This is a genomic window from Microbacterium sp. NPDC089188, from assembly GCF_040685155.1.
GTDB classification, from domain to species: Bacteria; Actinomycetota; Actinomycetes; order Actinomycetales; family Microbacteriaceae; genus Microbacterium; species Microbacterium galbum.
On the sequence record NZ_JBFBHH010000003.1, the window covers coordinates 191,860 to 208,698 of the forward strand.

Sequence of the window (16,839 nt, forward strand, 5' to 3'; positions counted from 1 at the left end):
CCGGAGGTGCTCGATGTGCGGCCGGCCGCGCCACGGCGTGGGCCCCGCGCCGTGACGGCGAGCTCCGAGCCACGGCGAGCGTCGGCGCGCCCCGAAGGGGGCGGGCGTTCGGCGGCCCTGCGGAGGCGTCGCCGGTCGCGACGGATGCCGCGCGGCGACAGTGCTCAGAGCAGGCCCAGTGCCGTCACGCGCCAGCGTCCGTCCATTCCCTCCAGGCGCACGGCGATGGCACGCGTGCGGACGCGCGCGGACGCGGTGACGGTCGCCTCGACGACCCCGTCCGCGGGGGAGGAGATGTGGACGCTGCGGATCTCATGGACGTCTCGACGGGCGGGCACGCGACGGGCGCTGCGGGCGCGGGTGGCGAGATTGGCGCGCGTCACGAGCGAGCGGTAGACCTCTTCCGACAGCCAGCGCGCGAGCTGCTCGACCTCGCGCACCCCGGCGAGGACCTCGAGGATGCCGCGGACGATGTTTCGCACGAAGACCTCGGGTGCGGGGAGCTGATCGGTCGAGGTCCTCTGCCGGGCGAAGAACTCCTCGCCGCGCGGTCGCGATGAGCGGGCACGTTCGGGGTCGGGTTCGGGTGCGAGTGACATGGGTCCCCTCCGTCGTGCGGATTCGGCGAGTGCGGATGAACGTGCGGCCGAGCGTAGGGGAGCGTGGGCGTACGACACCGCGCTTATGCGCCACCTGTGGATGACCGATGCGAGGGGTGAGGTGGGGAGGAGGCGCGGTCAGTCGTCGTGCCGCAGCTCGCCCCGGCCCCAGAGCTCGGGGAAGCTCGCGGCCTGCGACTGCCGCCAGAGCGCCGCGCGGCGGGCGTCCTCGATCCGGGCCTCGACGTAGGCGTCGACGCTGTCGCGGTCGATGCGCCACCGTGCGGGTGAGCCGAGGGCGGCTCCTCGCAGGTGCCCCTCGTGCACGAGGGCGACGATCTCGTCGGGCGTGAGCGCGAGGGCGGCGGCGGCGTGCTCGAGTGCGACGAATCTCTCTTCGGGTGAGGGATCAACCGGCATCCCGTCATTATGTCCCCCTTTCCGGGGGAGTGCGGGGTTCACCCGCGCCCGTGCGGGAAGGGCGGTCGACCGGGGGAACGGCGGTGGTCCCAGGAATCCTCCGTGATCGGCTTTCGCCACCCCAGGGCGCCGGACACACAGGACCTTCACCCGTCGCATCACCCGCGACGCGTCCGCCGCGTCGCGCGGCGCGCGACGACGCGGGAGCGGCCCCTAGGGTGGAGGGGTGTCGACACTCAGTGAACTCGTCTACGCCCAAGGTCGCTCCAGCGAGGCGGATGTCGAGTGGCTGCACCGCCTCGCCGGCGACGGGCAGTTGCTCGCCGACCTCGCCTTTGCCGACATCGTCATCTGGGTCCCGACCCCCGACGACTCCTTCGTCGCCGTCGCGCACACCCGGCCCGGGGGAGCGGCGACGCTGTTCTACCGCGACATCGTGGGCGACCGGGTACGTCCGCAGTGGCGCACCCAGGTGCGCGAGGCGTTCCAGAGCGGACGCATCGTCGACTCGGCATCCCCCGACTGGTTCGAGGAGACCCCCACGCGCGTGCGTGCGGTGCCGATCGTGCGTGAGCTCTCGCGCGAGGGCAACGCCGTCACGACGGTCGGCGTGCTGACCCGGCACACGAACCTCGGCGAGACGCGCACGCCGTCGCGTCAGCAGATCACCTTCAACGACTGCGCCGACGACCTGTTCGGCATGATCTCTTCGGCGGAGTTCCCCGACCTGTCCGCGCCGACCGCACCTCGTCGTGGAGCCCCGCGCGCGTCGGACGGACTGATCCGTCTCGACGTCGACGGGATCACGACCTTCGCGAGCCCCAATGCGCTGTCGGCGTTCAATCGCATGGGCTTCGACGACGAGCTCGAGGGCGAGTCGCTGGCCGAGGTCACCGCTCGCATCCTGCCGGCGAAGCGACAGGACGTCGACGAGTCGCTCCCGGTCGTGGTGAGCGGGCGCGCACCGTGGCGCGCCGACATGGAGGCGCGCGGCGTGCAGGTCTCGCTGCGGACGATCCCCCTGCGCGATCGCGGCAACCGCATCGGCGCGATCGTGCTCAGCCGCGACGTCACCGAGATCCGCCACCAGGAGCAGGAGCTCATCACCAAGGACGCGACGATCCGTGAGATCCACCACCGGGTGAAGAATAACTTGCAGACCGTGGCGTCGCTCCTGCGCATTCAGGCGCGGCGCACGCACTCCGACGAGGCGCGAGACGCGCTCACGCAGGCCATGCGACGGGTCTCGGCCATCGCCGTCGTGCACGACACGCTGTCGGAGGGCCTCGCGCAGAACGTCGACTTCGACGACGTCTTCGCGCGCGTGCTCAAGCTCGTCGCCGAGGTCGCGGCGGCCCCCAACACCCGCGCGCGCACGCGCAGCACGGGCAAGTTCGGCACGCTGCCCAGCCAGTTCGCCACGCCCCTCGCGCTCGCGCTCACCGAGCTGGTGACCAACGCGGTCGAGCACGGGCTCGCCGGTCAGGAGGGCGACGTCGAGATCGCCGCCGAACGCACCGGCGAGATGCTCGAGGTCAGCGTCCGCGACACGGGCGTCGGCCTGCCCGAGGGCCAGGTGGGCCGCGGCCTGGGCACGCAGATCGTGCGCACCCTCATCCAGGGCGAGCTCGGAGGAACCATCGATTGGCACACGCTGATGGGCAGCGGAACCGAGGTCACCATCGAGATCCCGCTGCGCTACATCGGCGGCTCGTCCGCCTGAGGCATCGCGTTGCTCGCGGGTACGCGGGAGTCCCGCCGTTCTCGGGGCGAGGTCTGCGCGCCTCTCCCTCCCGCGGCACGACGAAGCCCGCCCCCGGAGGGACGGGCTTCGTCGAACGGCGGATGCCGTGAGGTCAGGAGGCGCGGCGGGCGCGAGCGGCGCGGCGCTTGAGCGCGCGACGCTCGTCTTCGCTCAGACCGCCCCAGACGCCCGAGTCCTGACCGGACTCGAGGGCGTACTGCAGGCAGACCTCGGTGACGGTGCAGCGCGCGCAGACCGACTTGGCCTTCTCGATCTGGTCGACCGCGGGGCCGGTGTTGCCGACGGGGAAGAACAGTTCGGGGTCGACGGTCAGGCAGGCTGCTTTGTCGCGCCAATCCATAGGGGTGCTCCTTGTAACAGAAATTTCGACGATTCGGCACCGGGATTCGGGTCCGGTACCCTGGTGGGAACGCGAGCGATTGCTCGCCCCACTTCGCTGTGGGAGCACACGGCTTGTTCCATGCTCCCATAGCGATTCCGCCTGATCAAGAGGTAACCGGCAGGTTTCCGGATCGTAACGGCGCAGCCGCGCCCGTCGGGGAGGCTCTCGGATGCCCATTCGCCTGGCGGCCGCCGCCCTCCTCGGACTCGAGGCCGTCGGCATCCTGGCGCTCGCCGGATGGCAGACCGTCGCCCTCATCGGCGGCGACACCGACTCGGTGGTGAGCTCCATCGCCCTGATCGTCCTGACGGTGATCGGGGGCGCGATCGTCGCCGCCTTCGGGGTGGCCACCGCGCGCGACGTGTCGGCCGGTCGGTCGGGCGGCATCGTCACCCAGCTTCTCGTGCTGTCGGTTGCGATCGGTGCCATCACGGGGGAGTGGGCCGCGCCGGGCATCGCGCTCCTCATCGCCGTCCCGGCGGTGATCGGACTGATTCTGCTGGTCCTCGCGGTCCGCGCCGCAGCCCCGCGGCGTCGAGACGACGACTGACGTGAGAAGACCCCGCCGGCCGCGAGAGCGGGGCGGGGCCTTCGGAGCTCGGAGTCAGGCGGCGTCGAGACCGAGCGTCTTGCGCAGACGCGCGACATGGCCGGTCGCCTTGACGTTGTACAGGGCCTCGACGATCTTGCCGTCCTCGTCGACGACGAAGGTCGAGCGCAGGACGCCGGTGATCGTCTTGCCGTAGTTCTGCTTCTCGCCCCACGCGCCGTACGCCTCGTGGATCGCGTGGTCGGGGTCGCTCAGCAGCGGGAAGGTGAGCCCGTCGCTGTCGCGGAACGCGCGCAGCTTCTCGGGGGTGTCGCGCGAGATGCCGAGCACGGTGTACCCGGCGCCCTGCAGCGAAGCCAGGCTGTCGCGGAAGTCGCATGCCTGCGTCGTGCACCCGGGCGTCTGCGCGGCGGGGTAGAAGTACAGGATCACGCGGCGTCCGCGGAAGTCGCCCAGCGAGACGGGGTGCTCATCCTGGTCGAGAAGGGTGAAATCGGGCGCGGTGTCGCCCTTATCGAGGTTCGTCACCCGTCCAGCCTAGAGCGCTCGATGCCCTGGAACGTCGTCAGCAGGCGCTGCAGGGAATCGAGTCTCGCGGCGGCCCCCGGACCCAGGCGCCCGGATTCGACCGCCTCCACGATCGCGCAGTCGGGGGCGTCGGGCAGGTGGGTGCACCCGCGGGGGCACTCCTCGGCGACCTCCGCGAGGTCGGTGAAGGCACCCAGCACGTGCGCCGGGTCGACGTGGCCCAGCCCGAAGGAGCGGACGCCGGGTGTGTCGATGACCCATCCCGAACCGGCGGGGCCGCGATAGCGCAGCGATACGGCCGAAGACGACGTGTGGCGGCCTCGACCGGTGACGGTGTTGACGTGTCCGGTGGCGCGCTCGGAGCCGGTGAGCGCATTCACCAGGGTGGACTTGCCCACGCCCGAGTGCCCGACGAACACCGTCGCGTGGCCGGCGATGGCCTCGCCGATCTCGTCGAGCGGCATGTCGCCCTGCGCGCTCGTGAAGACGCGGAGATCGAGGCCGGCGAAGTGCGAGAGGAACTCGCTCGGGTCGGCCAGGTCGGTCTTGGTGACGACGAGGAGCGGGCGGATGCCGGCATCGAGCGCCGCGACCAGGTAGCGGTCGACGAGGCGCTCCCGCGGTTCGGGATCGGCCGCCGCCACGACGATGAGCATCTGGTCGGCGTTGGCGACGATGACCCGCTCCACCTGATCGGTATCGTCGGCGCTCCGGCGCAGTAGCGACGTGCGCTCCTCGATGCCGACGATGCGCCCGAGCGTGCCCTCGTCGCCCGAGAGGTCGCCCACGACGCGCGCCCGATCGCCGTTGACGATGGGCTGCTTGCGCAGCTCGCGCGCCCGGGTGGCGAGCACGCGCCGTTCGTCGGGGCCGTCCTCATCGACCAGGACCGTGTAGCGCCCGCGATCGACTCCGAGCACGCGCGCGATCTGCGCGTCGGCGTGCGCCGGGCGCCGCTTCGTGCGCGGGCGGTTGGCCTTGGGGTTGGGACGCACCCGGATCGACGACTCGTCGAACTCCAGGTCGTCGTCGTCCGCGTCGTCGAGCCAGCTCACGCGTCAGTCCCCGGCATCCGCATCCGGGCCCAGCATCGCGCGCCAGAGACCCGCGAACTGGGGAAGCGTCTTGGCGGTGGTGCCGATGTCGTCGATCTGCACGCCCGGGACACGGAGCCCGATGAGGGCACCGGTGGTCGCGAGGCGGTGGTCGTGGTGGGCCTTCCACTCGCCGCCGTGCAGCGGCTGAGGCACGATGCGGATGCCGTCGTCGAGCTCGTGCGCCTCGCCGCCGAGCGAACGGAGGTTTCCCACGAGGGCGGCGATGCGGTCGGTCTCGTGCCCGCGGATGTGCCCGATGCCGTGCAGGGTGGTCGGGCCGTCGGCGAACGCCGCCAGTCCGAAGAGGGTGGGCGCGAGCTCACCGGCGGCGGACAGGTCGAGATCGACCCCCAGGATGCCGTCGTCGCCCGCCGCGACGGTGAGGGCACCGCCGCGGCGACTGACGTGGGCTCCCATCTCGGCGAGGATGTCGACGAGGAGGGCGCCGGGCTGCGTGCTGTGCAGCGGCCAGCCCGACATCGTGACCGATCCGCCGGTGACCATCGCCGCCGCGAGGAACGGCGAGGCGTTGGAGAGGTCGGGTTCGATGTGCACGTCTTTCGCGCGAACGGGCCCGGCCGGCACGATCCATTCGCCGGGGGCGGGACGCTCGACGTGCACGGCGCGGTGGGCGAGGGACTCGACGGTCATGTCGATGTGGGGGACGCTCGGCAGGCGCGAGCCCACGTGGCGCAGGTGCAGACCCACGTCGAAGCGCGCCGCCGCGAGAAGGAGTCCCGAGACGAACTGGCTCGACTGACTCGCGTCGATCTCGACCTCGCCGCCGCGCACGTGACCGTGACCGCGAACCGAGAACGGCAGCGCCCAGTGTCCGCCGTCGTCGATGTCGACCCCGACGTCGCGCAGCGCGTGGATCATCGCCCCCATGGGCCGGTGCAGGGCGCTCTCGTGCGCCGTGACGTGCACGTCGCCCCGGGCGAGACCGGCCAGCGGGGCGACGAAGCGCATGACGGTGCCGGCCTGGCCGCAGTCGATCTCGCTGTCGCCGCGGAAGGTCGCAGGCGGGGTGACGAGCAAATCGGGGCCGAAGGGGGACCCCGTGTCGACCTCCTCGATGCCCACACCGAGAGCGCGCAGCGCGTCGATCATGCGGGCGGAGTCGTCGGAGTGCAACGGGGCGTGCAGCGTGCCCGGGCCGTCCGCGATCGCAGCGAGCACGAGTTCGCGGTTGGTCAGCGACTTCGAGCCCGGCACGGTGACCGTGGCATCCACGGGGTGGTCGGCGACGGGCGCGTCCCACGCACCGCGGGGAGTGGCGGCGGAAGGGGAATACCCGAGGGGAGTCATCGGTTCCAACTCTACTGAAAGGGGACGACACGTGACCGCACTTCTGGAGCGCGACCGCACCGCGACGACCGTCCCGGTGGCCGTCGCGGCACGCGACGTAGACTGGCGCGCGATGAACGACACCGCAGACGCCGGCCCGCTCGAGGTGGAGCCCCGCGCACAGTTCGAGGAGCAGGCTCTGCCCTTCATGGATCAGCTGTACGCCGCGGCCATGCGCATGACGCGCAACCCCGCCGACGCAGCCGACCTCGTGCAGGAGACCTTCGTGAAGGCCTTCGGCTCGTGGGCCAGCTTCACGCAGGGCACCAACCTCAAGGCGTGGCTCTACCGCATCCTGACGAACACGTACATCAACACGTATCGCAAGAAGCAGCGCGAGCCCTACCAGAGCGCGATCGACGACCTGGAGGACTGGCAGCTCGGCGGGGCCGAGTCGACCACCGCCAGCAGCGCCCGCTCGGCCGAGGCCGAAGCGATCGACCACATGCCGGCATCCGTCGTCAAAGACGCCCTGCAGTCGATCCCCGAGGATTTCCGGATGGCGGTGTACCTCGCCGACGTCGAGGGCTTCGCCTACCAGGAGATCGCCGACATCATGAAAACCCCGATCGGCACGGTCATGAGCCGTCTGCACCGCGGACGACGCCTTCTGCGTGACCTGCTGTCGGACTACGCCAAGGAGCGCGGCATCCAGGCCGCGACGGGAGAGACGAAATGAGCGACTGCGGCTGCGACAAGGCGCGACGTGACCTCGAGGAGTACCTGCGCAACGAGGTCTGCAAGACCGAGGCGCAGGACATCCGCGAGCACCTGCAGAACTGCCCCGGATGCCAGGACGAGGCGCACATCGCCCGGACGCTGACCGAGGTGGTGGCGCGGGCCTGCAAGGAGACCGCTCCCGAGGAGCTCCGCGACCAGGTGCTCTCGCGACTGCGCGCGATCCAGTCGACCCACTGACCGCTTCTCGCACGCACGCGGCGCGTGTCGGAGGCGGTCCCTAGGCTGGGGTCATGGCATCCATCGACACGCTGACGCTGCCCCTCGACGAGACCTCCGCCGCCGAGGTGGCGGCCGTCGGTCTGGAATACGCCCGGATCGACGCCGACGGCGAGGGTTTCCGCCCCTTCCAGCGCGCGGTGGCCCGAGGGTTCCTCGGCGGGGAGTCGACCGACGACGAGGCCGCGAACTCCCGCAAGACGCTCCGCACGCGCCGACTGACCGGGGTGTTCGACCGCTCGGGCAGCGAGCCCGAGGTCCCCGTCGGCACGATCGACTCGTGGGCGTCGACGTTGACCACCTCGCCCGGTCGCGCCGTCGATCTGTGGTCGATCAGTGCGGTGACCGTGGCACCCACGCATCGCCGGCGCGGGATCGCCCGCGCGATGATCGGCGGCGAGCTGCGGACGGCGGCCGCGGCCGGCTTCGCGCTCGCCGGGCTGACGGTCACCGAGGCGACCATCTACGGTCGGTGGGGATTCTCGCCCGCCGCGTGGGCCTCCGACGTCGTCGTCGACGCGCGGCGTGCCCGATGGACGGGGCCCACGGCGCCGGGGCGGCTCGACTTCATCCCGCGCGACGGCATCGCGGAGCGGCTGCACACGATCCATGAGCGCGTCCGCGTCCAGCGGCCGGGCTCCGTCCCGGGGTGGGACGGGCGGTGGCGCGGGATGGCCGGGGTGGCGCCCGGCGACAAGGAGGCCGACAAGGTCCGGGCCGTCGTCTACCGCGACGTCGACGGCGCCGAGCGGGGCATCCTCGTCTACACCCTCGAAGAGACCGACGACTACTCCGCGCACGACCTGTCGGTACGGGCGCTCTTCGCCGACGGCGACGACGCCTACGCCGCGTTGTGGCGGTTCGCGATCGAGCACGATCTCGTCGGCAAGGTCAAGGCGTGGCTGCAGGCCCCCGCGCCGCCGGTGCAGTGGATGGTGTCCGATCGCCGCGCAGTGACGGCGACGCTCACCGACCACCACTGGTTGCGCGTGCTCGATGTCCCGGGTGCCCTGACGTCGCGGGTCTACGCGGCGCCGCTCGAGGTGGTCGCGCGGGTCGACGACCCGCTCGGCTTCGCCGACGGGGCCTGGGCCGTGCGCATCGATGAGGCGGGGGAGGCGGCCGTCGAGGCGGTGGCCGCGGGGTCGCCGGTCGACGTCGACCTCTCGGTCGGCGCCCTCGGCTCCCTGCTGCTGGGCGGGGTCCGGGCCACCGAGCTGGCGTCCGCCGGGCTCGTCCGGGGTGAGGCCCGGACGCTCGCCGCGCTCGACGCCGCGTTCGCTCCCGCGGCGACCCCGCTGCTGGACATCTGGTACTGACGCTCGTTCATAGGATCCCGCCGTACGATTCCGCCGATGTCCGAAGCCCCTCCCTCCCCGCCCGTCACGCGCGCATCGGCGCGGCTCGACGCGCTGCGGGCGATCCTCCGCCGATACGCGCGCGAGAACCCCGTCGCCCTCATCGCGAGCGTGCTCATCGTGGCGTCGGCGGCGGCGACGGGCACCCTGTGGGGCGAGGATGCCTCCGCGTGGGGCGCGGGACCGCTCGCCACCGTCGCGAGCGGCCGCTGGTGGACCCTGCTGACCGCTCTCGCCATCCCCGATTCCACGGTGGATGCCGTGTCGTCGCTGCTGCTCGCCCTCACCGTGCTCGCGTACGCCGAGCGTCTGCTCGGTTCCCGGCGCACGGGGGTGCTGCTCGTGGTGCTGGGCGTCGCCGGACTGGCGGTCGGCATCGGTCTGCACGCGGCGGCCTGGACGTTGACCGACCTGCGCCCGGTGGTGGCCGCCGAGGTCCCGGTGCTCGATCCCACGACGCCCATCGCGGGCGTCGTGATGGCGGCGTCGGCGCTCGCGCCCACGCTGTGGCGCCGTCGTCTGCGGCTGGTGGGCTTCGCCCTGCTGGCCCTCTTCGCCCTCTACGCGGGCGATGCCGACTCCTGGTACCGCCTGACCGCCGCCGTCATCGGCCTGGGGGTGGGGTCGGTCCTCGCCCGCGGTCGCGAGCGCCGCTCGTGGCACCGCAGCTCCACGCGCGAGACGCGGACGCTGCTCGCGCTGTTGGTCGCCGTGGTCGGCAGCGGCCCGATCGTCGCGCTCGTCAGCGGTGGCGGTCGCGGGCCGCTGTCGCTCGTGGTCGACGCCTACACGCAATACGACGACGAGTTGCTCAGCCGGTGCGGCTCGGTGGCGCAGTCGGTGTGCGACGAACAGGTCGCGCTGCTCATGACCCGTGGCGCGGGGCCCGCGCTGTTGGCGATCACGCCGCTCGTTCTGCTGCTGGTCGCCGCGTGGGGCCTGCGTCAGGGACGCCGCTCCGCGTGGATCGTCGCATTGTTCGTGCTGACCGCATCGGCGGTCCTCCCGGTCGTCTCGCTGCTCGACGGTCGACTGCGCATCGACCCCTGGGTCGACGGCAGCGGGGCGGAGTACGTGCTGTGGGCCGTGGCATCCATCCTCATCCCGCTCGCCCTCGCCGCAGCCCTGGTGGTGGCCAGGGCGCGCTTCACCCTGCGGGCCACGCGCACCGCGGCGCGAACGGTCGCCGCCGTGATCGGACTCGCGTTCCTCGCGTGCGCGGCGACGCTCTTCATCGTCGAGGCCGTCGGACGTCGCAGCTTCGACCGCGAGTTGACGGTGCTCGACCTTATCGGTCTGACGTTGCGCCGATTCTTCCCTCCCGCGTTCACCAACCCCGGCGGGGGGACGGCGTTCCCGCACCACGGTCCGGCGTTGTTCGCCTATCAATGGATCGGCGTGCTGTTCTGGGCGATCGTGGTGGCGGCCATCCTGTGGCTGTACCGCCGCGTGCGACGACCCGACGCCGGCGGCGAGGCCCACTATCGCGACCTGCTGCGCCGCGGCAGCGACACCCTCGGGTTCCTCGGCACCTGGGAGGGCAACCGTCACTGGTACTCGGATGACGGCGAGTGCGCCGTGGCGTACCGCCTGGCGGGCGACGTGGCCCTGGCCGTCGCGGATCCGCTGGCTCCAGTGGGGCGGAGGCCCGAGGCGTTGAGCGGATTCTCCGACTACTGCGTGGAGCACGGGTGGACACCCGCGTTCTACAGCGTGCACTCCGAGACGCTCGACGACCTGGTCGAGCTGGGCTGGCGACACGTGCCCGTGGGCGTCGAGACCGTGATGGACCTGCCCGGGCTCAGCTTCGCGGGCAAGACGTGGCAGAAGGTGCGCCAACCGCTCACCCGCGCCGAGCGCGAGGGCTACACCGCCGTGTGGTCGCGGTGGCACGAGCTCTCCGTCGCGCAGGCGTCGCAGGTCGTGGCGATCGACGAGGAGTGGGTCGCCGACCGCGCTCTTCCAGAGATGGGGTTCACCCTCGGTTCCCTCGACGAGTTGCGCGACCGCGACGTGCGTCTGCTGCTGGCCGTCGGCCCCGACGAGCGCATCGAGGCGGTCACCAGTTGGATGCCGAGCTGGACCGACGGCGAGATCACCGGGTGGACGCTCGACTTCATGCGTCGGCGCACGGACGGTCCCAACGGGATGATGGAGTTCCTCATCGCCAAGGCGGCGCTGGAGCTGCAGGCGGAGGGCGCGGTGGTGCTCAGCCTGTCGGGCGCACCGCTGGCTGATGATCCCGACGAGCCCGTCGACGGCGACCCCGCTCCGCTGCGGTCGCTGCTGCGCTGGCTCGCGGAAGTGCTCGAGCCGGCGTACGGGTTCGCCTCCCTGTTCCGCTTCAAGGGCAAGTTCCGCCCGCGCTACCGCCCGCTGGCTCTGGCCTACCGCGATCCGCTGCAGCTTCCCGCGATCGGGGCGGCCGTCGGCCGCGCGTACCTGCCCGACGCCTCTCGCCGTGAGATGGTCGCCTTGGCGAGGACCGCGTGGGAGGGGCGCCGATGAACAGATTCATCCTGTCGTTCGAGTTGATCGACTCGCCGTTGCTCCCGATCGCGGCGGTGATCGCGGGTCTCGGCGTCGTGGCCGTGCTGCTGTGGCGGCGGCGACGTCTCGTGCTGACCGGCGTCGTGGCCGTCGCCGCGGCGATCGCGATGTTCGTCGTGGCGAAGATCCTCGAGGCGATGGACACCTTCCAAGGACCGCTGCCGTCGGGCGCGATCTGGTGGGCGACGGGAGCGGCGGCGGCGGTCGCCGTCGGCGTCGTCGGCCTCCTCCGCCGACCCTGGCCGCGGCGGCTCATCGGCGCGATCACGGTCATCGCCGCGCTGCTGGCGGGGGCCCTCGGCGTCAACGCGTCGTACGGCGTCACGCACAATCTCGCCGCGATCCTGGGCGTGCAGGCACTCGACCCGGCGTCCCTGCCGCAGCGCGGCGACACCGCCGGCGACCCGTCGACGCTCTACCAGACGTGGGAGCCGCCGGCCGGGATGCCGACGAAGGGATCCGTGAGCGCGCTGACCGGCAGCAGCAAGATCCCGACCGGACAGTACGCGGCGCGGGATGCCTCGCTCTATCTGCCGCCCGCCGCGCAGGTCGCGAACCCACCCGCGCTGCCGCTGTTGGTCTTCATGATGGGGCAACCCGGCTCGCCCGATCCGACCGCCCTGGCGAAGGCGCTCGACGCCTTCGCCGCGGCGAACAAGGGCCTCGCGCCCATCGCGATCGTCGTCGATCAGCTCACCGCGCCCGACGACGATCCCGCCTGCGTGGACTCGGCGAAGTTCGGCGCCGTGTCGACGTACATCAACGAGCTCGTGCCGAAATGGGCCGAACAGAATCTCAACATCATCACGGATCATCGGTACTGGACGATCGGCGGCTTCTCCAACGGCGGTTCGTGCGCGGCGCTCTACGGCACCAAGTACCCCGACACCTGGGGGCAGCTGCTGGACGTCATGGGTAACGAGTTCCCCGGGTCGGAGCACGTGGCGCAGACCGTCGCGGACGTCTACGGCGGCGATGCCGCCGCCTTCCAGGCGAACAAGCCCTCGGTCATCATGGCCGCGGCGCCGGCCGGCACGTACTCCGGTCACCTGGCCGTGTTCACCTGGGGCAGTGCGGATACGACCTACGGCCCCGGACAGCAGAACAATGCCGACGCGGCCACCGCCGCAGGCTTCACGGTGCTGACGCACATCGTCGAGGGCGCGGGCCACACCGGCGAAGCGCTCGATGGGAGCCTGGCGTACGCCATCCCGGCCATGGCGCCGACCCTCGGGCTCGCGGCCCCGGCATCCTGACAGGCGGGGCGACGGGAGCGGTTCCGTGCCCGCCCGCGATGGGCGGTGCCGGCATCCTGGCGTCCGTCCGGCAGCTCCCGTTTCCACAATCGGCGTTGCGGCGATGGTCCTCAGGGTCGACGTCGCCGCATGCGCGCCATACGAGATCGTTCCTGCGCTCCGGGGAGGACGAGGAAGGGGCCCGGCCGACTTCCGTCGTCCGGGCCCCTTCTCGGCGGGAGGTCAGCGCGAGAGCGCGTCCTTCATGATCGCGGCGTGCTCGCTGGCGTGCACCTTTGGCGAGCCGGTCGCCGTCGATGCCGCCGAGGCGCGCGAGATGCGACGAACGGGGCGGTCGAGCTGGTCGGCCACCTCGAGCGCGATGAACGGCCACGCGCCCTGGTTCTCGGGCTCGTCCTGGACCCAGACCAGCTCGGCGTTCGGGTACTGCGCGACCACACGCGTCAGCTCCTCGATCGGTGCCGGGTAGTACTGCTCGAGACGCACCAGGGCGATCTCCGGGTTCGGGTTCTTGTCGAGTTCCGCGCGCAGGTCCCAGTGGATCTTGCCGGCGTGCAGGAGCACACGCTTCACGGCGCCGCGGTCGATGCCGCGGTCGTCGTCGAGCACGGGCTCGAACCGGCCCTCGAGGAAGTCCTCGACCGGGCTGGTCGCCCCGCGCAGACGCAGCATCGCCTTGGGCGTGAACACCACGAGCGGGCGACGCGGACGCTGGTAGGCCTGGCGGCGCAGCAGGTGGAAGTACGACGCCGGGGTGGAGGGACGCGCGACGATCATGTTGTCCTGCGCGCACATCTGCAGGTACCGCTCGATGCGGGCCGAGGAGTGGTCGGGGCCCTGTCCCTCGTAGCCGTGGGGGAGCAGCAGCACGACGCTCGACTGCTGCGCCCACTTCTGGTCGGCCGACGAGATGAACTCGTCGATGACCGACTGCGCGCCGTTGGCGAAGTCGCCGAACTGGGCTTCCCACAGCACCAGTGCGTCGGAGCGCTCGACCGAGTAGCCGTACTCGAACGCCATGGCGGCGTACTCGCTCAGAAGCGAGTCGTAGACCCAGAAGCGCCCCTGGTTCTCGCTGAGGTTTGCGAGCGGCAGCCATTCCTGGCCGTTGTCGCGATCGTGCAGCACCGAGTGACGCTGCACGAACGTGCCGCGGCGCGAGTCCTGACCGGCGAGACGCACCGGGGTGCCCTCCATCAGCACGGAGCCGAAGGCGAGCAGCTCGCCGAAGGCCCAGTCGATGTTGCCGTTGCGGCTCATGTCGAGGCGCTTGTCGAGCAGCTGCTGGAGCTTCGTGTGCACGGTGAAGCCGTCGGGCTTGTTCACGAAGGCGTCGCCGATGTGCTGCACGACCTCACGCGAGACGCCGGTGGTCTCGGGGGCGCCGACGGCGGGCTCGTCGGCCGCGTCGGTGGTGACGACCGGGTTGGTCCCGGTCTCGGCCTCGTGCGTGTCCGCGAAAGCGACCTCGAGACGGCTCTGGAAGTCCTGCTTCGCCTGCTCGTACTCGTCTTCGGTGATGTCACCGCGGCCGACGAGCGACTCGGTGTACAGACGGCGCACCGAGCGCTTGGCCTCGATGAGGTTCGTCATCAGCGGCTGCGTCATCGAGGGGTCGTCGCCCTCGTTGTGACCGCGTCGGCGGTAGCAGACGAGGTCGATGACGATGTCGCGGTGGAACTCCTCGCGGTACAGGAACGCCAGTTCCGCGGCGCGCACGACGGCCTCGGGGTCGTCGCCGTTGACGTGCAGGATCGGGGCCTGGATGGTCTTGGCGACGTCGGTGGCGTACACGGAGGTGCGCGCATCGGTGGGCGTGGTGGTGAAGCCGACCTGGTTGTTGACGACGACGTGGATCGTGCCGCCCGTGCGGTAGCCGCGCAGCTGAGACATCTGCAGCGTCTCGACCACGACGCCCTGACCCGCGAACGCGGCGTCGCCGTGCACGAGGATGGGCAGCCACGAGAAGGTGCCGATGGGCTTGCGGTCCTGCTTGGCGCGCACGATGCCCTCGAGCACGCCGTCGACGGTCTCGAGGTGGGAGGGGTTGGCCGCCAGGTACACGGGGAGCTCGTCGCCGGCGTCGCCGACGAAGGTGCCCTCGGTGCCGAGGTGGTATTTCACGTCGCCCGAGCCGCGCTTGCTGCCCACGGCCACGGCGCCCTCGAACTCGCGGAACACATGACCGTAGGTCTTGCCCGCGATGTTGGTGAGAACGTTGAGGCGACCGCGGTGCGCCATGCCTATGGCGGCGCCGTCGAGACCGGCCGAGGCGGCGCCCTGCAGGATCTGGTCGAGCAGGGGGATGAGCGACTCGCCGCCCTCGAGGCTGAAGCGCTTCTGGCCGACGTACTTCGTCTGCAGGAAGGTCTCGAAGGCCTCGGCCTGGTTGAGCTTGGAGAGGATGCGCAGCTGCTCGTCGTGACCGGGCTTGGTGTACTTGACCTCGATGTTGCGCTGGAACCACTGGCGCTGCGCCGGGTCCTGGATGTGCATGTACTCCACGCCCATGGTGCGGCAGTAGGAGTCGCGCAGCACGCCGAGGATGTCGCGCAGCTTCGCGACCCGCTTGTTGCCGAGGCCGCCGGTGACGAACTCGCGGTCGAGGTCCCAGAAGGTCAGCCCGTGCGACTCGATCTCGAGGTCGGGGTGGGTGCGCTGGACGTACTCGAGCGGGTCGATGTCGGCCATGAGGTGGCCGCGCACGCGGTAGGAGTTGATGAGCTCCTGCACGCGGGCGCTCTTGTCGATGCGCTCGGAGATGTCGACGCTGATGTCGGCGGCCCAGTGGATGGGCGCGTACGGGATGCGCAGGGCGGCGAAGATGTCGTCGTAGAAGCCGCGCTGGCCGATCAGCAGCTCGTGCACCTTCTTGAGGAATTCGCCCGAGCCCGCACCCTGGATGACACGGTGGTCGTAGGTGCTGGTGAGGGTGATCGTCTTGCCGATCGCCAGCTCGTTGAGCGTCTTCTCGCTCGCGCCCTGGAACTCCGCGGGGTAGTCGAGGGCGCCGGCGCCGATGATCGCGCCCTGTCCGCGCATGAGGCGCGGGACCGAGTGGACAGTGCCGATACCGCCGGGGTTGGTCAGCGAGACCGTGGTGCCCTGGAAGTCGGCCGGGGTCAGCTTGTTGCCGCGGGCGCGGCGCACGAGGTCTTCGTAGGACGCGAGGAACTCCCCGAACGTCAGGGTGTCGGCGCGCTTGATGCTCGGCACCAGGAGCGCGCGGGATCCGTCGGGCTTGGGCATGTCGATGGCGATGCCCAGGTTGACGTGCGCGGGTGCCACGACGGACGGCTTGCCGTCGATCTCGGCGTAGTAGACGTTCTGGCTCGGGAACTCCTTGAGCGCCTGGATGAGCGCCCAGCCGATGAGGTGCGTGAAGCTGACCTTGCCGCCGCGCGTGCGCGACATGTGGTTGTTGATGACGATGCGGTTGTCGATCATCAGCTTCGCGGGGATGGTGCGCACGCTCGTCGCGGTGGGGACCGTGAGCGAGTCGTCCATGTTGGATGCCAGCGCCTTCGGCATCCCCTTCAGCACCGTCACGCGGTCTTCCTCGGTGCTCTCGGAGCCCGCCGAGGGAACGGCGTTCGGGGCCTGCGCCGGGATCGGCTGCGGCTTGGCCGGCTTGGCCGTGGTGCGGGCGACGGGCGCCTGTCCCACCACGGGGATCGGCGCCGTCACCGGCTTGGGCTCGGACGCCGGCACCGAAGTCGGCGCGGCGGGCGGGGGAGCGGCGGCCGAGGATCCGTCGACGACCGGGTGGTACGCCTCCAGGATCGGCCACCAGGCCTTGTCTACGGAGTGCTTGTCGACTTTGAACTGTTCGTAGAGTTCGTCTACGAGCCACTCGTTCGCGCCGAACTCGCCCTCGCTCGAAGTACCGACGCCCGTCACCTGGCTCGACACAGTCGATCGCCTGCTTTCCTCGATGAAGATTCCTGTGGATGCGCCGACGTCGCCGTCGAAGACGCCGAGCGTCCAACGCATCTGCCAGCCTAGCCGAGGTTGGGAGAACGACCTCGGC

The 16,839-nt window shown here is 71.0% G+C and carries 14 protein-coding genes; 7 read left to right on the top strand and 7 right to left on the bottom strand.

The annotated features are described in order from the left end of the window. Positions 1-164 precede the first annotated feature (164 nt). On the bottom strand, positions 165-599 hold the full coding sequence (locus AB0N80_RS10745; protein ID WP_315993298.1) for an Rv3235 family protein: 435 nt from the start codon (positions 597-599) through the stop codon (positions 165-167). Positions 600-737: 138 nt separating this feature from the next. Further along, positions 738-1,019 carry an excisionase family DNA-binding protein gene (locus AB0N80_RS10750; RefSeq protein WP_315993297.1) on the bottom strand — a complete coding sequence of 94 codons (282 nt, stop codon included), beginning with the start codon at positions 1,017-1,019 and terminating at the stop codon, positions 738-740. Between the two features lie 226 nt (positions 1,020-1,245). On the opposite strand from AB0N80_RS10750, the gene AB0N80_RS10755 reads away from it, so the two are divergent. Continuing rightward, a complete protein-coding gene (locus AB0N80_RS10755; protein ID WP_056226906.1) occupies positions 1,246-2,742 on the top strand; it encodes a PAS domain-containing sensor histidine kinase in 1,497 nt (498 codons plus the stop codon). A 133-nt stretch (positions 2,743-2,875) separates the two neighbouring features. Here the strand turns inward: AB0N80_RS10755 and AB0N80_RS10760 are convergent, their stop codons facing one another. Continuing rightward, complete coding sequence (locus tag AB0N80_RS10760; protein WP_013583608.1) at positions 2,876-3,124, bottom strand: WhiB family transcriptional regulator; 249 nt, start codon at positions 3,122-3,124, stop codon at positions 2,876-2,878. Between the two features lie 211 nt (positions 3,125-3,335). Between AB0N80_RS10760 and AB0N80_RS10765 the strand changes: the two genes are divergently transcribed. Then, entirely contained in the window at positions 3,336-3,716 is a 381-nt protein-coding gene (locus AB0N80_RS10765; RefSeq protein ID WP_363578732.1) for a histidine kinase, read from the top strand. Between the two features lie 54 nt (positions 3,717-3,770). Here the strand turns inward: AB0N80_RS10765 and bcp are convergent, their stop codons facing one another. From bcp to aroA, 3 genes are read right to left on the bottom strand one after another with little or no spacing between them, the layout of a single operon-like run. Next, entirely contained in the window at positions 3,771-4,244 is a 474-nt protein-coding gene (gene bcp / locus AB0N80_RS10770; RefSeq protein ID WP_315993295.1) for a thioredoxin-dependent thiol peroxidase, read from the bottom strand. After that, a complete protein-coding gene (gene rsgA / locus AB0N80_RS10775; protein ID WP_315993294.1) occupies positions 4,241-5,299 on the bottom strand; it encodes a ribosome small subunit-dependent GTPase A in 1,059 nt (352 codons plus the stop codon). Before rsgA ends, bcp begins: the two co-directional genes overlap by 4 nt. 3 nt (positions 5,300-5,302) lie before the next feature. Beyond that, positions 5,303-6,649: a 3-phosphoshikimate 1-carboxyvinyltransferase gene (gene aroA, locus AB0N80_RS10780; protein ID WP_363578733.1), complete on the bottom strand. Its 1,347-nt coding sequence runs from the start codon at positions 6,647-6,649 to the stop codon at positions 5,303-5,305. Between the two features lie 112 nt (positions 6,650-6,761). Between aroA and AB0N80_RS10785 the strand changes: the two genes are divergently transcribed. The 5 genes from AB0N80_RS10785 to AB0N80_RS10805 are packed head-to-tail and all read left to right on the top strand — an operon-like array spanning position 6,762 to position 12,809. Beyond that, a complete protein-coding gene (locus tag AB0N80_RS10785) occupies positions 6,762-7,367 on the top strand; it encodes a sigma-70 family RNA polymerase sigma factor (RefSeq protein WP_298875749.1) in 606 nt (201 codons plus the stop codon). Further along, complete coding sequence (locus AB0N80_RS10790) at positions 7,364-7,606, top strand: zf-HC2 domain-containing protein (protein WP_315993292.1); 243 nt, start codon at positions 7,364-7,366, stop codon at positions 7,604-7,606. Before AB0N80_RS10785 ends, AB0N80_RS10790 begins: the two co-directional genes overlap by 4 nt. Before the next feature lie 53 nt (positions 7,607-7,659). Beyond that, entirely contained in the window at positions 7,660-8,964 is a 1,305-nt protein-coding gene (locus AB0N80_RS10795) for a GNAT family N-acetyltransferase (protein WP_363578734.1), read from the top strand. 36 nt (positions 8,965-9,000) lie between these two features. Then, positions 9,001-11,511: a DUF2156 domain-containing protein gene (locus tag AB0N80_RS10800; RefSeq protein WP_363578735.1), complete on the top strand. Its 2,511-nt coding sequence runs from the start codon at positions 9,001-9,003 to the stop codon at positions 11,509-11,511. Next, positions 11,508-12,809 (top strand): esterase, encoded by a 1,302-nt coding sequence (locus AB0N80_RS10805; protein ID WP_363578736.1) that lies wholly within the window; start codon positions 11,508-11,510, stop codon positions 12,807-12,809. The genes AB0N80_RS10800 and AB0N80_RS10805 overlap by 4 nt, the downstream gene beginning before the upstream one ends. A 222-nt stretch (positions 12,810-13,031) precedes the next feature. Here the strand turns inward: AB0N80_RS10805 and AB0N80_RS10810 are convergent, their stop codons facing one another. Next, complete coding sequence (locus tag AB0N80_RS10810) at positions 13,032-16,721, bottom strand: multifunctional oxoglutarate decarboxylase/oxoglutarate dehydrogenase thiamine pyrophosphate-binding subunit/dihydrolipoyllysine-residue succinyltransferase subunit (protein ID WP_363578938.1); 3,690 nt, start codon at positions 16,719-16,721, stop codon at positions 13,032-13,034. Positions 16,722-16,839: the final 118 nt, after the last annotated feature.